The organism is Kribbella sp. NPDC003505, assembly GCF_040610875.1.
Taxonomy (GTDB): Bacteria; Actinomycetota; Actinomycetes; order Propionibacteriales; family Kribbellaceae; genus Kribbella.
On sequence record NZ_JBEXNA010000001.1, the window covers coordinates 90,810 to 111,585 of the forward strand.

Below are 20,776 nucleotides of genomic sequence, written 5' to 3' on the forward strand. Positions count from 1 at the left end.
TGGCCATCAGCGCGACGGCGTGCCCGCGTCCAGCGGCTTGTAGTTCAGCGGGATGCCGAGCGTCTCGTCCTGGGTCGACGTGCCGATCAGGACGACGCCGAGCACCGGGGCACCGGCGAACTGCAGCGCGCCCGTCAGCCGCGCGACGTCCATCTCCTTGTCGAGGCCGACCTGGACCACCAGCACCGAGGCGTCGACCGCCGCGGCCAGCGGCGTGATGCCGTGCCGCCCGACCGAGGCAGGACCGTGGATCACCACGGAGTACCCCGGCGGGAGGTCCGCGACGATGCCTGGGACCAGCGACGGGCCGACCGCCTCGGCGGTCTCCTCGTGGTTCAGGCCCGGCGGCAGCACGTAGAGGTCCGCGACGGTGCCCGGGCGGAACAGCTTCCGGGCCCGGATCGCGCGGGTGGCGGCAGGCTCGTTCACCAGATCCGTCAGGCCTTCGTGGCCGGTGAGGTGCGGGAGAACCGGCGTACCTTCGATGTCGGCCAGCACCAGCAGGGTTTCGCGGCCGTCACGGGCGTTCGCCTCGGCCATGGCCAGCGCGATACCGGCGGAGTTCGGGGTCGGGGACGCCGACACGACCAGGAGCGCGCCCGGACCGCCGCCGGCGAAGGCCCGCGGGTTCAGTTCACGCCGCGCCAGCGCGCCGCTCGCCTCCGCGCCGAGCGCGGTGATCTCGTACTGCGGGAGCTCCGGGGCGGACCGCTGCCAGAACCGGCGCCGGTTGCCCTCGGAGGCCGCGATCACCGGCGCGGTCGCCGCCCGCGCCGCCTGGTCACGGGTGAGGATGTACGGCGTCAGGTGCGAGCGCAGCAGCGCCAGGCCGAAGCCGAGCACCAGACCGAGGATCCCGCCGACGAGGATGTCGCGGGCAACCATCGGCGACGAGCTCGCGGTGTCGGTCGTCGCGGGCGTCACCAGCTGGCTCCCCGAGCCGACCGTCGACAGCGCCTTCAGCATCGCGGCCGCGTCGTCCGCGGCCTGCCGCGCCTCGGTCGCCAGGCCGACGCGCTGGTCCCGCAGCGCGGCGGCGGTCTGGTTGTCGCCGCGACCGACCGCCTCGTCGATCTGGCTGACCAGGCTGCGGGACTGCTGGGTCGCGGTCTTCGACCGGGCCTGCGCCTGCTCGGCCAGGTTGGTCAACAGCGCCTTGGCCTCGGCGTTGCGCTGCGCGAGGTAGATCGTCGCGATCGCGTTCGCCCGGTCGACCGCCGTCTGCGCGGTCGGGCCGTCGGTGGTGACCAGATAGGCGTTGTCGGTGACGGCCTTCACCCGGGTGACCGCGGCCAGGTCCTGGATGGTCTGGTCGTTGTCCGGCATCCCGAGCGCCTTGACGACGGCCTTGAGCAGTGTCGGGCTCGCCATCACCCGCGCCTGTGTCTCGGCCGGCAGGTCCATCCCCAGCGGGCCGCTCTTGTCCGCGGACGTCGACAGCTTGCCGACCAGCGCCGGCGGCACGGCCGGGCCGATCACCAACTGGCTCGAGGCGGTCCAGCGCTCGGTCTGGGAGAGCGCGAACACCGAGGCGCCGAGCAGCCCGAGCAGGATGCAGCCGAGGATCAGCCACTTCTGCCGCAGCAGTGACTGAGCGGTCTCCCGCCAGACCACGGTGCCCGGTTCCATCGCCTACCTCCAGTTGGCCGGCCTCCTGGTTCGCCGGCGCCCCAGGATATCCACAGGTACGGACGGGACGCTCACGCGATCTCGCGGTTGTGCCCTACTCTCTTCCCGGGGGATTTCTGAGGGGTCAGGCGCCCCGCGCGCCGATCATGTCCAAGGGGGGACATCGCTACATGACGAAGAGACGGCTGTTCACACGGCTGGGGGTCGTTGGGACGGCACTGGCCGTCGTCGGGACCGTGCTGATCGCGGCGCCGGCGCAGAGCATCGAGGCGTCGCTCGCGGCCACCAGCAGCTCGACCTGGCAGACCAACGCCAGCGTCCAGGGCATCGCGGTCGCCGCCGGTACGGCGTATGCCGGAGGCCGCTTCACCAGCGTCCGCCCGCCGGGCGCCACGCCCGGGACCGGCGAGGTCGGGCAGGCCTACCTGGCGGCCTTCGACGCCGGCACCGGCGCGCTGGTCACCTCGTTCACCCCGGTGCTGAACGGTCAGGTCTACGCGGTCGCCGCGTCCGCGGACGGTTCCCGGATCTTCGTCGGCGGTGACTTCACCACCGTCAACGGCCAGACCCGCAACCGGATCGCCGCCTTCGACACCGCCACCGGCGACCTGGTGACGAACTGGAAGCCTTCGGTCTCGTATCGCGTCAAGAGCATCGCGGTCTCCGGCACGACGGTGTACTTCGGTGGTTCGTTCGGCCTCGTGAACGGCCTGGACCGCCTGCGGCTGGCCGCGGTCACCACCGATACCGGCACGCTGTTGCCCTGGGCCCCCGCGGTGAACGGCGACGTGTACGCCGTCGACGCGGCCGATGACGCCTCGAAGGTGTACGCGGGCGGTCAGTTCAGCACCGTCAACGGCACCACGCAGAACACCGTGACGAGCCTCGACCCGGTGACCGGCGCGGTGCTGCCCTTCCCCGGCGCCTCCGCCGTACCGCCGCCGAACGGGTCCTGCACGACGCGGGTGAAGACGATCGACGCCAGCGGCGACACCGTCTACTTCGGCAACGGCGGTGACGGCGGCGGGTGCTTCGACGGCACCTGGGCGGCCGATATCGCGACCAACACCCTGAAGTGGAAGAACCAGTGCCTGGGCGCGACCGAGGCGGTCAAGGTCGTCAACGGCTGGCTGTACAAGGGCTCCCACGCGCATGACTGCGCCAACCAGGGCGCCGGCGGCTTCCCGCAGGGCTTCGGGTATCGCTTCCTGCTGAGCGAGAAGCTGACCGACGGCTCGCTCGGCCCGTGGTTCCCGAACACCGACGCCGACCCGAACAGCGTGACGAACGTCGGCCCGCTGGCATTCGCGACCGGCGGCAACGACCTCTGGGTCGGCGGCGATTTCCTGAACGTGAACGGCACCGGCCAGCAGGGCCTGACCCGGTTCACCAACGCCGCTCCGGGCGCGGCCCCGGCCAAGCCGGCCAAGCTGACGCCGTACAGCGTCCAGCCGGGGGTCGTGCAGATCCACTTCCCGACCGTCGTCGACAACGACGACAGCACGCTGACGTACCGGCTGCTCAAGGGCTTCAGCAACACCACGATCGCGACCTGGACGGCCAAGTCGACGCCGTGGGACCGGCCGTGGCTGAGCTACACCGACACCTCCTCGGCGCCGGGTGAGCAGACCAACTACCGCGTCGAGGTCACCGACGGCAGCACGACGGTGCGCGGCAACTACTCCGACCCGATCACGGTCGCCTCGGCCGCCTCCACGGCGTACGACCAGATCGTCAACGCCGACGGCCCGCAGGCGTACTGGCGGCTCGGCGAGCCGGCCGGGACGACGACGTCGGTCGACTCCTCCGGGCAGAGCAACAACGGCACGTACACCGGCGTCACGCTGGGCGGCGCCGGGGCGATCGCCGGCAACACCTCGATGACGACGAGCACGAGCAGCGGCCGGATGGTCGGCGAGAAGGCGTACAGCATGCCGCAGCAGTTCACGGTCGAGGCGTGGGTCAAGCAGAGCGGCTTCAACCGCGGCGGCCGGATCATCGGCTTCGGCAACTCCAAGACCGGGAACAGCGGCGGTGGCGGCGACCGGATGCTGTACATGCGGACCAACGGCTCGATCGTCTTCGGCGTGAACGACGGCTCGCAGCGCACGCTGACCAGCCCGTCCGGCAAGAACGACGGCCAGTGGCACCACGTCGTCGGCAGCTACGAGAACGGCGCGATGAAGCTGTACGTCGACGGTGTCCTGTCCGGCAGTGCGCTCGTGGGACCGGCCTCGATCTACTACGGATGGTGGCGCGTCGGCTACGACCTGACCAACTCGTGGCCCGGCGGCGGAGCGACGCAGACCGGGATGGGCATCGACGAGGCGGCCGTCTACCCGTACGCGCTGTCACCGCTGCAGGTCCAGTCCCACTACGCCGCAAAGTGAAAAGTTAACTCTGGCACAAACTCATAACGCGATCAGGAGGCCCGTTTCCAGTGGGCCTCCTGCAGCGCTAAGGTCCTTCGCTGGTGCGTGATGAGGCACGCGCTGACTGATCCCCGCCCAGTCGAAGGACATAAATGAAGAAGTTAGTGCTGGCCGCCATCACCGTCGTGGCCGTGGTGGCCGCGGCGTTGATCCCCTCCGGACCGCCGGTGGAGGCGGCACAGCCGGGCTTCGCTTCCGCGGTCTCGGCGATCAAGCAGACCTCGTGGCAGACCAACAACAGCGTGAACGCGCTGGCGATCGCCGGGAACACCGTGTTCGCCGGTGGTCTGTTCACCAGGCTCCGGCAGCCGGGCATGGCCTCCGGCCAGGCGCCCGAGGCGGTCCGCACGTACGTCGCCGCCTTCGACCGCACCACCGGCAAGCCGACCGCCTTCGCGCCGACGCTGAACGGCCCGGTGTACGCCATCGCCACCAGCCCCGACGGCAAGTGGGTGGTGATCGGCGGTGACTTCACCACGGTGAACGGCATCCGGCGCAGCAAGATCGCGATGTTCTCGGTCGCCACCGGCAAGCTGGTCGCGGCCTGGGACCCGGTCGTGGCGGCCCGGGTCAAGGCGCTGGCGATCTACGGCAACAGCGTGTTCATCGGCGGCGCGTTCCGCGCGATCGACGGCGCCACCCGCAACCGGCTGGGCGCGGTCCGGCTGATCCAGGGCGACCTGCTGCCGTGGAACCCGAACGCGAACAACGACGTGTACGCGGTCGACGTGTCCGACAACGGCACCCGGGTGTTCGTCGGCGGCCCGTTCAGCACGATCAACGGCAAGGACCACTACTCGCTGGCGATGCTGAACAACACCACCGGCGCGGCCTTCGCGTTCCCGGCCGCGGCGGCGATCCCGAAGCCGACCGCGACCTGCACCACGCGAGTGAAGGACATCGACACCCTGGGCGACAAGGTCTTCGTCTCGAACGGCGGTGACGGCGGCGGCTGCTACGACGGCGTCCTCGCGGCCTCCGTGTCAACCGGTCAGCTGCTGTGGCAGAACAAGTGCCTGGGGGCGACCGAGGCGATCAAGGCGATCGGCAACTGGGTCTACAAGGGCTCGCACGCGCACAACTGCAGCTCGTCGCCGAACGGGTTCCCGGACGGCACCGGCACGCACTACCTGCTCGTCGAGAGCGCGATCAACGGCAACCTCGGCCCCTGGTTCCCGAACACCGACGCGAACCCGAAGAGCACCACGCAGGTCGGTCCGCTGGCGATGGCCGGCACCGCCAGCGATCTGTGGGTCGGCGGTGACTTCCTGCACGTGAACGGCACCATCCAGGTCGGCATCACCCGGTTCACGAACGTGGCCGGCGGCGCGGCTCCCGGCCTGCCGAAGGCTCCGACGCTGACCGCGACCACGTCCGGGCGGGTGTACGTGAGCTACTCCGACACCTACGACCTCGACAACCTGACGCTGACGTACAACGTCTTCCGCGGCTCTTTGAACGTCGGCTCGAACAAGTACACGTCGTACTTCTGGCAGCCCCGCAAGGTCTACCAGGTGGTCGACCGCGGCCTCGCGCGCGGCTCGACGTACACGTACCACGTGGAGGTCCACGACGGCCGCAACATCAGGAAGGGCCCCTCGGCCAGCATCAAGATCCCGTAGCAGTCCCCTCCCCTGTCGACGTCTCAGGGGTCAACCCCGGCGCCGGTTGGTTGACCCCTGAGAATCTGACGGCCGAACCCACCAGCTCAGGGGCCGACCCCTGAGACGAAGCGAGAGCGCCTCACGATCACGCGGTACGGCGGGCGGGCGATCACGCGGAGCGGAGGGCACGGGCGAAGGCGGCGCGGATTCCGGCCGCTGTCTGTTGTGGACGATCCAGGTCGGACCACATCGTCCGGACGACCTCGAATCCGAGGGCGCGCAGCCGGTCCTCCCGGATCTTCTCGCGGACGAGAGCATCTCCCGAGGCATCGGCGTACTTCACCAGCCCGTCGAACTCGACGATGGTCTTGAACTCGATGAACACGAAGTCGACGCGCCCGATGATCCCGTGCCTGTCCCGATACACGACTTGCATCGCCGGCGCCGGTAGGCCCTCGGTGTGAAAGAGCACCCGCAGACGCGACTCGCCGACCGACTCCGACAGCCCGTCCGCGAACGCGAGCGCCGCGCGAGCCGTCGCGCTCCCGGGCCAGAACTCCGTCAATCGCAGGAGCCTGCGCAGCTCGTGTTCGTTGATCATCTGTTCGCGGAGCGCCGCATCCGCGACAACCACCGTCTCCTCGAAAGGCACCGTGCACGCTGTCTCCACCAGAGCCCGGGAAGCCGTGGTCGCGGGCAGACTTCCTACCCGGGTGAGGTCGTCTGCGGACAGAACGCCTCGGTGGTAGCGCACGCCGGCAACCGGCCCGCTGTGACGTCGTACGTCGAGGCGGGTCAGGTGGACCTCCGAGAGATCGATCCGCCACATCGGGAGCGCGTGCAGCACGAGTGCCGACTGGTGGCTGACGGCAACGCTTCCCGGTCGCATCGCGTTCATCGCGCCGTACACGGTCAACCGATGTCTGGCCAGTTCGCGCTCCCAGGGCGCGAGCCGGCTCAGGTCCGGCACCTCGGCGTACTGCCCGTAGCGCACCCGCATCCATCGCCCGGCCCCGACACGATCGCGGATCCCCTGGGGCGTGTACCCGCAGGCGAGCGCCTGCGCCCTGCTGAAGACGCCACCTTGGTCGCGGGCGACCGCGGCGAGAACCGGATTCATTCCGCCAGCATCACCGATCGCGAGCGCCGCCCACCACTCCCACTCGGCCGCCCTGTGGACAACCGCCGCACCCCACGCCCCGACGTCTGAGGGGCCAACCCCCCGGCTGGCGGGTTCGGCCGTCAGATTCTGCGGGGCCAACCCACAAGCGGAGGGGTTGACCCCTCAGACGCTGGAGCGGGTGGGCCGGTCGGTCGGGGGTGAGGGCGTGGGGGCGTGGGGGGCGTGGGGGGCGTGGGGGGCGTGGGGGGCGTGGGGTCAGGTGACCCGGCGGTGGGCTGCTATCGCCCGGTGGGCCTCGTTCCACCACAGGAGCAGCGTGGCGAAGGAGGCGCCGGCCAGGCCCCAGGCCGCGCCCTCGGGACCCCGGAGGTAGGCGCCGCCGATGCCGCAGGTGATCAGGACGACGGACGAGATCAGGCGGACCCGGAGGCCGCGGGTGGCCGCGGTCAGCGCGCGGAGGATGGCGAAGGCGCCGGCGTTCGAGGCGCCGAGGGCCTGCAGCAGGATGACGGGGACGAGGACGTTGTGGGCCTGGGTCCAGACGCCCGGGCCGAGCAGCTCCCGCCCGACGACCGGGGGCAGCAGCAGGAAGATCGCGCCCCAGGCCAGCGCGCCCGCGCCGACGCCGAGCGAGATCGCGAGCCCGACCAGCCACAGCCGCCGGTACGAGTGCCGCAGCGCGCGGGCCGCCTCGGGGACCGAGATCATCCGGATGCCCTGGTTCAGTACGTTCACCGGGCCGAGCAGGACCTGAGCGCCGCGGATGCCCGCGGTCGCGGCCAGGCCGGCGGCCGCGGTGATGCCGAGCATGTAGACCTGGATGGTGCCGGAGACCGCCAGCATCTCCCCGACGTACTTCGGGGTCAGGTCCCAGTTCCGCCGGACCCATTCGCGGATCAGCTGCCGGCGTGGCGCGACACCCGCCTGGAAACGCCCGGCGATCGCCGCGATCACCGCGCCGAGTCCCCACGCGAACGTCAGCGAGAACGCCGACGCCGTGTCGGTGAGGTACAGCCCGCCGAAGATCGCCAGCATGACCAGCAGCCAGATGAGGTCGTTCACGAAGGCCTTCTGCCCCTCGCCGACGACGAAGAACGCCCAGCGCCAGGCGTCTTGCAGGAGCAGTCCCGGCATGGTGACGGCGAAGGCGATCAGGACACCTTTCGACGGAACACCGGGGAACGCCGCGATCGCCAACCCAACGGCCAGAGCCAGGAGGCCGCACAGCACCGCCGTCGCCGTGCTGGCCCGGACAGCTCGTTGCCAGTCCGGCGTTCGATCGCCGGAGTGCCGCACGGCGAGCGGCTCGGTGGAGACTGCCCGGGACACGTTGAGGGCGATCGTGTAGCCGCCGAACGCCAGAGCGTAGACACCGAAGTCCGCGACCGTGCTCGACCGTGCAACGACGACCCCGACGGCGAGGTTGCTGAGACTCGACAGGGCCTGGTCGGCCAAACCCCAGCTCGCGCGACCGGCCGGGCCGGCCAGCCGCCGGAGTTTCGGCCGCCGGATTCTCACCGCCTCACTCTAGAGGGGACGCGGCGGGTGCCGCAGGACACCCAGGAGGAAACGCGGGATGCCGAGCACGTACCGCTTCCAGAGCCGCCGCGGCTCCTTGTACAGCCGGTAGCTCCACTCCAGCCCGGCGCGCTGCATCCACCGCGGCGCGCGGTCCAGCCGGCCGGTGTGGAAGTCGAAGGCCGCGCCGACCCCGATCAGGATCGTCGCGTTCAGCCGGTCGCGGTGGTCGGCCATCCAGCGCTCCTGCTTCGGCGCGCCGAGCCCGACCCAGACGATGTCCGGGCGGGCCTCGTTCATCCGCTCGACCGTCGCCGCGTCCTCGGCGTCGGTCAGCGGACGGTACGGCGGGCACTCGACGCCGACCACCTTCAAGGCCGGGTGCCGCTCCTGGAACCGCTCGCGCAGCTCGTCCGCCACGCCCTCGGCCCCGCCGTAGAAGTACTGCGTCCAGCCGCGCTGCGCCGCCTCCGCCAGGACCCGCTCGAGGAGGTCCGGGCCGGCCACGCGGTCCATCTGCTCGAAGCCCGCCTTCTTCCCGGCCCACACCAGCGGCATCCCGTCCGGTACGGTGAGCCCGGACGTGTTGTACACCGCGGTCAGCCGCTCGTCGGCGCGGGCGTGCAGCAGGGCGTTCATGTCGGTCACGCAGACCAGCCGCCGGTCCCCTTGCTCGATCCAGCCGGCGAAGGTGCCGACCGTGTGGTCGAGGTTCGTCACGCTGACGTGGATGCCCAGCACGTCGACGCGGTCGGCGGCCGTCGCGGGTTCGGCCTGGATGTCGGTCATCAGTCGTCCCGTTCCGTCAGCGCCGCCAGATCGGCGTCGACCATGATCCGGACCAGCTCCGGCACGTGCACCTGGGCCTTCCAGCCGAGCTCGGTGGTGGCCTTGGACGCGTCCCCGATCAGCGAGTCCACCTCGGTGGGACGCTCGTAGCGCCGGTCGTGGTCGACGTACTTCTCCCAGTCCAGCCCGACATGCCCGAACGCCAGCGCGACGAAGTCACGGACGCTGTACGACGTCCCGGTCGCGATCACGTAGTCCGCCGGGGTGTCGTGCTGCAGCATCCGCCACATGCCCTCGACATACTCCGGGGCGTAGCCCCAGTCCCTGCAGGCCTCCAGGTTGCCCAGGTACAGGCGCTGTTCCAGACCGAGCTTGATGCGGGCGACGGCCCGGGTGATCTTGCGCGTCACGAACGTCTCGCCGCGCCGCGGGGACTCGTGGTTGAACAGGATCCCGTTCACCGCGAACATGTCGTACGCCTCGCGGTAGTTCCGGGTCATCCAGTAGCTGTACAGCTTCGCCGCGCCGTACGGCGACCGCGGGTAGAACGGGGTGTCCTCGTTCTGCGGCGGCGGGGTCGCGCCGAACATCTCCGACGACGACGCCTGGTAGAACCGGCAGTCCAGCCCGATCATCCGGATCGCCTCGAGCAACCGCGTCGTCCCCATCCCGGTGGTGTCACCGGTGTACTCGGGCTCGTCGAAGCTGACCCGCACGTGCGACTGCGCGGCCAGGTGGTACACCTCGGCCGGCTGGATCGACGCCAGCAGCGTGACCAGGCGGGACCCGTCCGTCAGGTCGCCGTAGTGCAGGAACAGCCGCTTGTCCTGGGCGTGCGGATCCTCGTAGAGGTGGTCGATCCGCTTGGTGTTGAACGTCGACGCGCGGCGGATCAGACCGTGCACCTCGTACCCCTTGGCCAGCAGCAACTCGGCCAGGTAAGAACCGTCCTGGCCGGTGATACCGGTGATGAATGCTTTCTTCATGTGACGTTCTCCACGTACCAGCGGTAGGTGGCGGCCACACCGTCTTCGAGGGACATCGACGGCTTCCAGCCCAGGGCCAGCAGCCGGCTCACGTCGAGCAGCTTGCGCGGGGTGCCGTCCGGCTTGGACAGGTCGTTGCTGAGGGCACCGGTGTAGCCGACCACCCGGGCGACCAGCTCGGCCAACTCCCGGATCGTGACGTCCGCGCCGACGCCGACGTTAATCGGCTCCGGCGCGTCGTAGTGCTCCAGCAGGTGCAAGCATGCATCCGCGAGATCGTCCACATGCAGGAACTCACGCCGCGGCGTACCGCTCCCCCACAACACGACCTCCGGCGCACTCGAGGCCTTCGCCTCGTGGAAGCGGCGGATCAACGCCGGCAGCACATGCGACGACGCCGGATCGAAGTTGTCGTTCGGGCCGTAGAGATTCGTCGGCATCGCGGAGATCCAGCGCAGGCCGTACTGCCGGCGGACCGCCTGGACCTGCATGATGCCGGCGATCTTCGCGATCGCGTACGCGTCGTTGGTCGGCTCGAGCTCACCGGTGAGCAGGCTCGACTCGCGGATCGGCTGTTCGGCGTACTTCGGGTAGATGCACGACGAGCCGAGGAACAGCAGCCGCGGCGTCCGGACCTCCAGGCAGGCGTCCATCAGGTTCACCTGGATGCGCAGGTTGTCGCTGAGGAACTCGGTCGGGTGGTCGCGGTTCGCCAGGATGCCGCCGACCCGCGCCGCCGCGTCGATCACCACCGCCGGGCGATGACGGCGAAGGAACGTGAAGGTCTCCGCCCGATCGCGCAGATCCAGCTCCGCCGACGAAGCGCCGATCAGGTTCGTGTAGCCGCACGCCTCGAGCCGGCGCCACAGCGCCGACCCGACGAGCCCGCGGTGCCCCGCGACGTACACCGGTGCATGCCTGTCCAGCTCAGTGGCCATCAATACGCTCCCGCGCCGTAGAACACCGCGCGCACGGTCTTCCAGAGAATCAGCAGGTCCAAGGTCATCGACCAGTTGTCGACGTACCGCAGGTCGAGGCGGACCGACTCGTCCCAGGACAGGTCGCTGCGGCCGCTGACCTGCCAGAGTCCGGTCATGCCGGGCTTCACCAGCATCCGCCGCGAGTCGTCGGCGGCGTACAGCGCGACCTCCTCGGCCAGCGGCGGCCGCGGGCCGACCAGCGACATGTCGCCGCGCAGCACGTTGAACAGCTGCGGCAGCTCGTCCAGCGAGAACCGCCGGATCCACCGGCCGAGCGGGGTCATCCGCGGGTCGTTGCGCATCTTGAAGATGACGCCGTTGCCGTCGCTCAACGCGTACAGGTCGCTGAGCCGCGCCTCCGCGTCGACGTACATGCTGCGGAACTTCAGCATCGTGAACTCGACGCCCGCGCGGCCGACCCGCTGCTGCCGGAACAGCACCGGGCCGGGGCTGGACAGCTTCACCGCGAGCGCCAGGCCGATCAGCAGCGGCGCCAGCACGACGACGATGCCGAGGGCAACGACCCGGTCGAAGACCGCCTTCATCAGGTGCGGCCCGCCGCTGACCGACGGCCGCTCCAGGTGCAGCAGGGACAGGCCGGCCACCGGGCGGACCGAGATCCGCGGGCCGGCGACCTCGATGATGCCCGGCGAGACGATCAGCTCGATACCGCGCTGCTCCAGCGCCCAGGACAGCCGGCGCAGCGACTGCCCGGCCAGCTCCGGGTCGGTCGCGATCGCGACCACCTCGACCGCGTGCCGGTCGGCGGCGGCGAGGATGTCGGGCTCGTCCAGCGCCTCGACCTCACCGGACTCGCCCCGCGGCCGGCAGGTCGCCACCACCCGGAACCCGTCGGTCGGGCGGCTCTCGAGGTGCTCGCACAGCGTCGCGGCCGGGCCACTGCGCCCGACCACGAGAACCCTGTGCATGCAGCGGCCCCGGACCCGGTGCCGGTGCAGGTCCTTGCGCAACGCATACCGCAGCAGGAGGGCGGCGACCACCATCACCGGGATCGCCAGCACCACGAAGCCGCGGGCGATCTCGGCCTTCGTCACGTACGACGTCATCGCGACCGCCGCGGTGAGCCCGACGCCGGCGCGCAACAGCGACCGGAACTCGTCCGGCCCGGCCCCGTAGAAGCGCGGGTCGTACCCCTTCGACAACGCGACGGCGGCCACCCAGGCCAGCGGCAGCACGCTGCTCACGACCAGGTAGCTCGAGCCGACGTGGTACCCGAACCGAGTGAGCAGCGCGATCGAGACGCCGAGCATCGCGGCGAGCAGGTCCCCGCCGACCGCGGCCCAGCGGTACACCCCCACCCAGCGCGGCTCGGTCGACCGCGACGGCAGCGGAACGATCGCCGGAACCTCGTGCGGGACGACCCAGAGCGGCCGACGGCTGTCCACAGCGTCAGGCGCTTCTGCTCCGCTCACTGCGGCCCCTCGTTCCCTCCCGCAACCACCCGGTCACTAACAGTGTCCGCGATGGCGTGCAACGTGTCCTTGTTCACCCGCGCGTCGGCGACGAGTCACCGAACATTACTACGCGCGCAGGCCGCGGGCGACACAGACTCCACAACCTTGTGAAGACTTTTCACAAGGTTGTGGAGCGGGCGGTTGCCGGGGGCTCAGGCGACCTCGACCTTGGGAATGTCGAACGCCTCGACGACATCGGCCGGGATGTGCTCCAGGTCGCGGACGCGCAGGTAGTCGCCCATCGTCGTCCCGGTGCACTCGGAGTCGATGTTCGGCGCCGACCGGCCCTCCAGCGCGTCCGCGAGGTGCACGGTCCGCAGGTCGATGCTGAACCGGGTCCGGCCCGAGGTGTTCGGCACGCTGGAGTGCAGCTGCGCGCCGGAGAACAAGATGATGCCGCCCGGCTTGCAGATCGGCCGGAGCTGCGGCATCAGCTCGACCTCTTCCTCCGGCACCGGCTGCACGCGGGTGTCGGTGCCGATCTGGGTGGCGGCGATCTTCCGGCTGGTCTCGTTCCACTCGGCGTAGTTGTAGACCCGCGAGCTGTTCTTCAGCGGCGTCTGCCAGTACTTGCGGTGGAAGGCCAGGCCGTTGTCGTCGGTGATCGCGAAGATCGGCAGCCACCAGTTCAGCTGCACGTGCGGCGCCGAGTACCAGGTGTCGCGGTGCGGGTGGAACGCGAACGCGATCCCGGTGGTCAGGTAGTCGTTCGACGTCGAGCTGCGCATCCGCGGGACGTCGAAGTACGTCTGCTCGTCGTCACACCCGAAGTCGGCGAGCATCTCCTGGATCAGCCGCTTCGACTCCGGATGGTGGATGAACTCCGGCTTCAGCTTCGCCAGCAGCGCGGCGTAGTCCTCGACCGCCATCTCGAACTGGGCCGTCTCCGGGTCCAGCGGCGCGAACGCCTCGCGAGCCATCGCCGCGGCGAACTCCGTCAGCGCCAGCGTCGACGGACGCGGCGAGTAGACGAACAGGTCACCGTCGTAGAGCTTTGCGCGTCGCTCGTCGTCGGTGAAGTCGGCGTCGACGTAGATGGAATGCATGATTGTCTCCTCTCAGACAATCGACCGCGCGGGGCGGATCCCCGTGTGTTCGAGAAATGCCAGCAGCCGTTCCCCGGCAGCGGCGGCACTGAACTCCGCCGCGCTCCGGGCCCGCGCGGCGGCCGCCAGCGTGGCGCGTCGTGCGGGGTCTTCCATCAGGCCGATCAGGACGCGTGCCGCGGCGCCGGCATCGTCCAGCGGCCAGAACAGGCCGTCCACACCGGGCCGGACCACCTCGGGCACTCCCCCGACGGCGGCCGCCAGCACCGGCAGGCCTTCCGACATCGCCTCGGCGAGCACGATGCCGAACGACTCGGTCGTCGAGGTGTGGCAGTAGACCTGGTGCCGACGCATCAGCGCGCGGGCGTCCGGCTGGTATCCGAGGAAGGACACCTGGCCGGCGAGTCCGAGCTCGGCCGCCCGCGCCTCGAGCGCCTGCCGGTCGACGCCGTCGCCGACGACCGAGAGCGTGTAGCGGTGGCCGCGCGCGGCGGCCGCGGCCAGGATCTCGAGCAGGTACCGGTGGTTCTTCCGGGAGTCCAGCCGGCCGACCGTGATCAGGTCCGCGAGCGGCTCCGCCCGGTCGACGGCGCCCGCGGTCCGCGAGACCGCGTTCGGGATGACCGCGCTCGGCAGGTCGCGCAGCGCCGGGATCCGGTTCTCGAGGCCGGTCTTGGTGAACTCGGAGACGTAGACGATGCCGTCGAGCGAGCCCAGTACCCGCTCCTCGAACTGCCGGATCGCGCCGAACAGCCGCCCGTCGCGCGGGATCTCGCCCTCGTCGGCCCATTCGTCGGCCTGCGAGATGTTGAAGTGCGCGACCATCACGACAGGCTGGGTACGGCGGACCTGCAGCGCCACCCCGGCCGAGATCGGGCACTGCGCGTAGATCACCGCGCCGGGACGCGCGGCAAGCTGGGTGCGCAGCGCCGCCTTCAGGTAGTGCGCGTGCCAGTACTGGTGCCACCACACGGCGGCGGGCCGGCTGACCGGCCGGATCCCGACCCGGCCCGCGAACACCGGCAGGACGAACGGCGACCGGGCCTCGAACGGGCTGACGATGCTGACCGGCCGCGACGAGTCCCGCAGGTACTCGTCGAACGTGCGGACGTGGCTCTGCAGCCCGGATCCGCCGCGCCGGCGCATCAGGGTCGCGATGACGATCCCGGACCCGGTCATACCGCTGCGCCCTCCGCGGTCGTGCGGGCGTACTCGTGCCGGGACTTGGCCAGCCTGCTCCACCAGATGCCGACCCCGGCGACCGAGGCGATCGCGCTGCCCCAGACGACGCCCTGCGCGTCCCAGAGCACGCCGCCGATCGCGGCGAGGCCGACGAACAGCGACGTGACGACGATCTGGCACTGCATGGTCCGATCGGCGCGCCCGAGAGCCCGCAGCCCGGCGGACGGTCCGACGTGCAGGCAACCGGCCGCCGCGCTCACGATCACGCCGAGCACCAGCGCGTGAGCGCCGGGCCAGACGCTGCCGAGCACCAGCTCGCCGAGGCCGAGCGGGAAGATGACCAGCACCACCGCACCCCAGCCGAGTGCCATCGCGGACAGGCCGCCGCTCAGTCCCGCACACAGCCGCCACAACGCCCGGTCACCGCGCTGCAGTGCCCGGGCGGCTTCCGGTACGGCGACCTGGCCCACGCCCATCAGCAGCGCGGCAACCGGGCCGATCAGCATCTCCGCGCCGCGGATGGATCCGGCCGCGGCGAGCCCGCCGGTCGGGGCCACGATCAGCGTCCGGACCTGGCCGCCGGCGCCGAGGACGACGTTCTCGACCAGGAACCGCGGTCCGAGGTCGCTGTGCCGCCGCAGCCAGCCGACGGCGTGCGCGGGCCGGGGCAGCACACCCGATTGCCTGATCCCGTAGAGCCCGGCCAGCGCCGCCGTACCACCGAAGGCGAGCAGCGCGGCCGTGATCCCGAAGTCCAGGTAGCGGCCGCCGAACAGCACCGCCAGCATCAGCACCGTCCACACGGTGTCGTTCACGAAGGTCTTCGCACCCTCACCGGCCGCGAAGAACGCGGACCGCCAGCTGTCCTGGAACGTGAGCCCCGGCATGACGATGCCCAGGGCAACGAAAGCGGCGCCGACCTCGGAGCCCGGGGTGTGCAGCTTCAGGCCGAACCCGATCAGCAGGCAGATCACTCCACTGATGGCACCGACCAGCAGCGCGACACCGCCCGACGCGGCCATCGCCTGCTTGCGGGCGTCGTGATCGGACACGCTGTAGCGGACCATCAGGGCGTCGGTCGACAACGCCCGCGAGCAGTTCAGCGCCACCGAGTACGCGAGGAAGGCCAGGCCCAGCGCGCCGAGACCGGTGGCACCGAGCAGCCGGGCGACGAACACTCCGAGCAGGAAGTTGCCGAGGCTGGACACCGCCTGGTCGGCGATCCCCCAGCCGAGCCGGCCCGCGACCTGCTTGCGCAGCGCTCCGCGATGCCCGCCGGCATGCTTGGTCGCGTGGCGTCCGCTCATCGCACCGCCCCGCGAACCGGCTTGAAGAGCGCGTCGGACAGGTCGCGGAAGAGCTCGCCGAGCCGTGCTCTGTTGTCGGCGTTGCGCTCGGCCAGCGTCTTCTCGATCACGGCCTCGTCGGCCTCGAGCTCGCCGACCTGCTCGACCAGTCGCTCGAGGTCCAGCGACCGGACGTCCTGCACGTACTCGGCGAGCCCCATCTGCGCCATCACCGCGGCGTGCTTACGGCCGTAGCCGATGGCCAGTGTCGGCCGCCCGACTTTCAGGCCTGCGACGACGCAGTGGTAGCGCATCGCGACGACCGTTTGCACCGCTGCGACCTGGTCTGTCAGACCCTCGAACGATGAGAACGGCTCGTACGACACAGGCAGTCGGCTGAGACCGGCCCAAGCACCTTGCGCGTCGGCCAGCACCTCCTTGGCGACCTCCTCGTCGAGACGGTCGCCGATGAGCAGGCGGACGCTCCGGCCGGATTGGACCAGCAGCCGCGTGAGCTCCTTCATCTGGTCGACGTACTTGGCGTGGACCTCGTCGGCGCGGGACCGGTCGCCGGGCGAACCGTAGTACGCCATCACGCCGAGGCCGACCGACTTCGGTTCGGGCTCCCGGGTGACCTCGAGGGGCAGCCAGAACGCCATGTCGGCGTAGGCCTTGTCCTGCGGCGCCGCCACCCCGGTCTCGCGGCCGACCTCCAGCGAGTACTCGTCGCGGAACGAGCGGTAGTTCACCAGCCGGGCCGCGGCGCGCAGCAGCAGCCTGATGGCCCGCTCCTCGACGCGCGATCCGCCGACGCAGACGAGTCCCGTCCGGACGCCGAACAGCCGGCCGGAGACCGCCATCACCAGCATCGTGTACGGCAGCTCCCACGGCCGCTCCGGCAGCGTCCCCTCGAGCACGCCGGCGCCCGGGATGATGACGACGTCGTGGCGGCGCACCCAGCGTGCGGTGCGCCAGGTGTCGATGGCACCGGCCACCGGGATCCGCGCCAGCGTCAGCAGCTTCTGCGCGATCCTGGACCGGGCGGGCTTGCGGGACTGCAGCCAGTGCATCTCCACCGCCGGTACGCCGAACCGCTCGGTGATCTCGTCCGGACCCTCGCACATGAAGTCGAGCGTCGCGTCGGAATGCCAGGCGCGCAGGTGATCCATGACGGCGTCGAGCATCGCGTCGTTGCCGATGTTGCCGCCCCCGAGACGCCCGTACAGACCGACCCGCATGTCAGTTCCCCTCCGAGCCGGCCACCACGGCGTGGACGGACAGCGTGTCGATCGCACCGAAGTCCTGGATCGGCGCCGGTTTCGGGCGGCCGGGCATCCGGCGGGTGACGCGGCTGGTCAGCCAGCGGCGGATGTGCCGGTTGCACTCGCGCCGCTCGGCGGGTGTCAACGGAGCCCGACGGACGGCGGCGAAGTATCCGAGGATGTACTCGGCGACCAGCCGGACCGGCGGGTGGACGAGCTTGTTGGAGCGCCGCGGGTCGAGGTTGCGCGACCAGCTGCTGATGGTCGGGTTCGCCTGCAGCGCCCGGCCGTCGTGGTGGCGCCGGAAGTACAGCCACTCCGGCACCTGCAGGAAGCGGCCGTGCAACGCGACCTCGGCCATGAACACCTGGTCGGCGTGGTAGAAGCTCCCGTGCGGCTTGACCTTGCGCAGTACGTCGGCGCGCATCACGCCGTAGAAGTCGTCGGCCTGGATCGCGCCGGGCAGGTCGCCGTCGAACAGCATGCTGCGCAGCCGCTCGGGCGCCTCCGGCGCGTCGGTGTGCAGCGGGTACTCCAGCGCCTGGATCACGGTGTCCGCGCCGTCGATCGCCGCCGTGTAGCTGTGCGCCAGGATCGCGTCCGGGTGCTGGTCGAGCAGCTCGACGCAGCGGGCGACCAGGTCCCGCGCCCACAGGTCGTCGCCGGAGGCCCACTTGAACAGTTCGCCCCGGCTCTTCTGCAGGACGAAGTCGTGGTGCGGCGCGGCGCCGACGTTGCGCTCCTGCCGGTAGAAGGTGATCCGCGGGTCCCGCGCGGCGTACTCGCGACAGATGTCGTCGGTGCCGTCGGTGGACGCGTTGCTGGACAGGATCAGCTCGAAGTCGGTGTAGGTCTGGCCGAGGACCGCGTCGATCGACGCACGCAGGTACTCCTCGCCGTTGTACACCGGCAGGCCGATGCTGAGTCGCGGCCGAAGACGGTCAGCGGTCATGACAGGCTCCCAACTGAGTGCGGCGCGGTCCGGTGGACCGGCGTGAGAAAGCGAGGCGATGCGGCAACGACAAGCAGCGGTACGGCGAGCAGCAGGCCACCGATCACGTCCGTGAACCAGTGCATCGACAGCAGCAGGAGCGACAGGCCCATCGTCAGCTCGGCCGCCACCGCCACCCACCACGCCCAGGCCGGCGGGCGTTCCCGCCACAGCAGCAAGACGCCGCCGAGACAGGTCAGCAGGATCACCATGTGACCGGACGGGAACGAGCCGCTGAACGAGCCGACGTGCCCTTGCGGATCCGGTCGCGCCACGATCGCCTTCGCGACCTGGGTGATCACGACGGCGGCCACCGCGAGGATCCCCGCGAACACCAGCGGCCGCCACGACCTGCGCCGGACCGCGGTCAGCGCGGCGACCAGGGCGAAGACGACCAGCGCGACCTCGGGCGCCGCGCCGTCGACGACGTTGCCGAAGATCTGTTGCCAGATCCCCCAGACGTCGTCCGGGCGGAAGACCTGGCGCAGGTCCCGGTCGAGGCCGTTGACGTGCCCGGCCGACGCCACCACGGCGAGCACCGCGAACGCCACCACGCTGGCTACGGCCAGGAGGTTGGTCCAGGTGAACCGGGCAGCTCGCATGAGGTTCCTTCAGACGTACTTACGGAAGACGGGCCGCACCGGACGGCCGCCCAGGAAGGCGTTCACGTCCTGGGCGTCGAGTGCCTGGCGGTAGACCGTGCACGCCTTCGCGACGACCTCGACGGTGCGGTCGATGTCGGCGTCGGTGAGCGCGCTGCTGACGACGAACGACGGCCCGATGACGCCGCCAGTGATCAGCTCCCGGAGGAACAGGGTGCGGTAGACCTGTGACGGTTGCCGGTCTTCGTCGAGCGTCGCGAACACCAGGTTGCTGGCCCGGCCGCGGACCACGACGTGCTCCTGGACTCCGGCCGCCGCGGCGACCTCGCGGACGCCCCGGGCCAGCCGCTCACCGCGCTCGTGCAGCCGCGCGGCGATGTCCTCCTCCGCGTAGACCTCCGTCACCGCGATGGCTGCCGCGAGGGCGTGCGACTCGGCGCCGTGCGTGGTGGACAGCAGGAAGACGCGCTCGTGGCTGTCCCGCAGACCCCCGCGCTCCATGTACTCCCGCTTGCCGGCCAGCGCGGACACCGCGAAGCCGTTGCCGAGCGCCTTGCCGAAGGTGGACAGGTCGGGCGTCACGCCGTACAGGCCCTGGGCGCCGGCCGCGGAGAACCGGAAGCCGGTGATCATCTCGTCGAAGATCAGCAACGCGCCGTAGCGGTGCGCCAGGTCGCGCAGGCCTTCGAGGTACCCGGCCGGCGGGTCGTGCTGGGTCGCGGCCTCCAGGATCAGGCAGGCGATCTCGCCGTCGTGCTGCCGGAACAGCTCCTCGGTGGCGGCCAGGTCGCCGTACGGGAAACCGACCGTCAGCGCGCCGATCTCGGCGGGGATCCCGGCCGACATCGGCGTCCGGGAGATGAACCAGTCGTCGATCGAGAAGAACGCGTGGTCGGCGCAGATCGCCACCAACGGGCGGCCGGTGACCGCGCGGGCCAGCTTGACGGCGGCCGACGTCGCGTCCGAGCCGTTCTTGGCGAACTTCACCATCTCCGCGGTCGGCACGGTGGCCAGGAAGCGTTCGGCGGCGTCCAGCTCGACGATGCTCGGGCGGACGAAGTTGCTGCCCCGGTCGAGCTCCCGGCGGACCGCCTCGAGCACCTTCGGGTGCCGGTGGCCGAGGCTGACCGCCCGCAGGCCGGAGCCGTACTCGATGTACTCGTTGCCGTCGACGTCCCAGACGTGGGCGCCGTCACCGCGCTCGATCACCGGCGCCATCTGCTCGGGGAACTGGTCGTCGCCCTTGGCGTAGGTGTGCGCGCCGCCCGGGATCACGTCGTGCAGCCGCTTGTTCGCGGCGTTGGACTTCTCGAACGATCTGGTCATGTCAGCCTCGCTGTGGCGAGTGCCAGTGATGCGGCGGCCTTGTCGCGCTCGGACATCAGCGTGATCGGCAGCGGCCACGGGATGTCCAGCTCGGGGTCGTCGAAGCGGATCGCGACGTCCTCGGACGGGTCGTGCGCACGGTCGATGCGGTACGAGACGTCGGCCGGGTCGGTGAGGGCCTGGAACCCGTGCGCGCAACCGGCCGGGACGTAGACCGTCACCTGGTTGTCGCCGGTCAGGTCGAAGGTCTCCCGGTTGCGGTACGTCGGCGAGTCCGGGCGCAGGTCGACGACGACGTCGAACACCGCGCCGTACGAGCAGCGCACCAGCTTGGCCTCGCCCTTGCCGGAGCGGGTGTGCATGCCGCGGACCACGCCCTTGCGGGACCGGGAGATGCTGTCCTGCACAAAGGCGTCCGGGTCGAGACCGGCCTTGGCGACCACGTCCCGGTCGAACGTGCGGGAGAAGAACCCCCGCTCGTCGCGGTGCGGCGCCGGCCGGAACAGCAGGACGCCGGCGATGCCCGGGATCTCGATGACGTCCAT

At 70.6% G+C, this 20,776-nt stretch carries 17 protein-coding genes; 2 read left to right on the forward strand and 15 right to left on the reverse strand.

Features of this window, described 5'->3' with window-relative positions:
- Window positions 1-6: 6 nt before the first annotated feature.
- Window positions 7-1,629, reverse strand: coding sequence for a Wzz/FepE/Etk N-terminal domain-containing protein (locus ABZX12_RS00400; protein ID WP_355688453.1), 1,623 nt, complete (start codon window positions 1,627-1,629; stop codon window positions 7-9).
- A 170-nt stretch (window positions 1,630-1,799) separates the two neighbouring features.
- Here ABZX12_RS00400 and ABZX12_RS00405 point away from each other — a divergent pair, with 170 nt between their 5' ends.
- Together ABZX12_RS00405 and ABZX12_RS00410 are read left to right on the forward strand one after the other, a co-directional pair.
- Window positions 1,800-4,019, forward strand: a complete 2,220-nt coding sequence (locus tag ABZX12_RS00405) for a LamG-like jellyroll fold domain-containing protein (RefSeq protein WP_355688455.1) — start codon at window positions 1,800-1,802, stop codon at window positions 4,017-4,019.
- Between the two features lie 134 nt (window positions 4,020-4,153).
- A complete protein-coding gene (locus tag ABZX12_RS00410) occupies window positions 4,154-5,683 on the forward strand; it encodes a fibronectin type III domain-containing protein (protein WP_355688457.1) in 1,530 nt (509 codons plus the stop codon).
- 151 nt (window positions 5,684-5,834) lie between these two features.
- Here the strand turns inward: ABZX12_RS00410 and ABZX12_RS00415 are convergent, their stop codons facing one another.
- The 14 genes from ABZX12_RS00415 to rfbC form a co-directional block, all read right to left on the reverse strand.
- Window positions 5,835-6,785: a type IV toxin-antitoxin system AbiEi family antitoxin domain-containing protein gene (locus ABZX12_RS00415; protein ID WP_355688459.1), complete on the reverse strand. Its 951-nt coding sequence runs from the start codon at window positions 6,783-6,785 to the stop codon at window positions 5,835-5,837.
- Between the two features lie 258 nt (window positions 6,786-7,043).
- On the reverse strand, window positions 7,044-8,306 hold the full coding sequence (locus tag ABZX12_RS00420) for a hypothetical protein (RefSeq protein WP_355688460.1): 1,263 nt from the start codon (window positions 8,304-8,306) through the stop codon (window positions 7,044-7,046).
- A 9-nt stretch (window positions 8,307-8,315) separates the two neighbouring features.
- Entirely contained in the window at window positions 8,316-9,095 is a 780-nt protein-coding gene (locus tag ABZX12_RS00425; RefSeq protein WP_355688461.1) for a WecB/TagA/CpsF family glycosyltransferase, read from the reverse strand.
- Window positions 9,095-10,081, reverse strand: a complete 987-nt coding sequence (gene gmd / locus ABZX12_RS00430) for a GDP-mannose 4,6-dehydratase (protein ID WP_355688463.1) — start codon at window positions 10,079-10,081, stop codon at window positions 9,095-9,097. Before gmd ends, ABZX12_RS00425 begins: the two co-directional genes overlap by 1 nt.
- Entirely contained in the window at window positions 10,078-11,019 is a 942-nt protein-coding gene (locus ABZX12_RS00435) for a GDP-L-fucose synthase (protein WP_355688465.1), read from the reverse strand. Before ABZX12_RS00435 ends, gmd begins: the two co-directional genes overlap by 4 nt.
- A complete protein-coding gene (locus ABZX12_RS00440) occupies window positions 11,019-12,494 on the reverse strand; it encodes a sugar transferase (protein ID WP_355688466.1) in 1,476 nt (491 codons plus the stop codon). Before ABZX12_RS00440 ends, ABZX12_RS00435 begins: the two co-directional genes overlap by 1 nt.
- Window positions 12,495-12,688: 194 nt before the next feature.
- Window positions 12,689-13,582 carry a phytanoyl-CoA dioxygenase family protein gene (locus tag ABZX12_RS00445; RefSeq protein ID WP_355688468.1) on the reverse strand — a complete coding sequence of 298 codons (894 nt, stop codon included), beginning with the start codon at window positions 13,580-13,582 and terminating at the stop codon, window positions 12,689-12,691.
- A gap of 12 nt (window positions 13,583-13,594) precedes the next feature.
- Window positions 13,595-14,761 (reverse strand): glycosyltransferase, encoded by a 1,167-nt coding sequence (locus ABZX12_RS00450; protein ID WP_355688470.1) that lies wholly within the window; start codon window positions 14,759-14,761, stop codon window positions 13,595-13,597.
- Window positions 14,758-16,071 carry a hypothetical protein gene (locus ABZX12_RS00455; protein WP_355688472.1) on the reverse strand — a complete coding sequence of 438 codons (1,314 nt, stop codon included), beginning with the start codon at window positions 16,069-16,071 and terminating at the stop codon, window positions 14,758-14,760. Before ABZX12_RS00455 ends, ABZX12_RS00450 begins: the two co-directional genes overlap by 4 nt.
- Window positions 16,068-17,288 carry a polysaccharide pyruvyl transferase family protein gene (locus tag ABZX12_RS00460; RefSeq protein WP_355688473.1) on the reverse strand — a complete coding sequence of 407 codons (1,221 nt, stop codon included), beginning with the start codon at window positions 17,286-17,288 and terminating at the stop codon, window positions 16,068-16,070. Before ABZX12_RS00460 ends, ABZX12_RS00455 begins: the two co-directional genes overlap by 4 nt.
- 1 nt (window position 17,289) lies before the next feature.
- Window positions 17,290-18,264 (reverse strand): glycosyltransferase family 2 protein, encoded by a 975-nt coding sequence (locus tag ABZX12_RS00465; RefSeq protein ID WP_355688474.1) that lies wholly within the window; start codon window positions 18,262-18,264, stop codon window positions 17,290-17,292.
- A complete protein-coding gene (locus tag ABZX12_RS00470; protein WP_355688476.1) occupies window positions 18,261-18,905 on the reverse strand; it encodes a phosphatase PAP2 family protein in 645 nt (214 codons plus the stop codon). Before ABZX12_RS00470 ends, ABZX12_RS00465 begins: the two co-directional genes overlap by 4 nt.
- Before the next feature lie 9 nt (window positions 18,906-18,914).
- Window positions 18,915-20,231: a glutamate-1-semialdehyde 2,1-aminomutase gene (locus ABZX12_RS00475; protein ID WP_355688478.1), complete on the reverse strand. Its 1,317-nt coding sequence runs from the start codon at window positions 20,229-20,231 to the stop codon at window positions 18,915-18,917.
- Window positions 20,228-20,776, reverse strand: coding sequence for a dTDP-4-dehydrorhamnose 3,5-epimerase (gene rfbC / locus ABZX12_RS00480; protein WP_355688480.1), 549 nt, complete (start codon window positions 20,774-20,776; stop codon window positions 20,228-20,230). The genes ABZX12_RS00475 and rfbC overlap by 4 nt, the downstream gene beginning before the upstream one ends.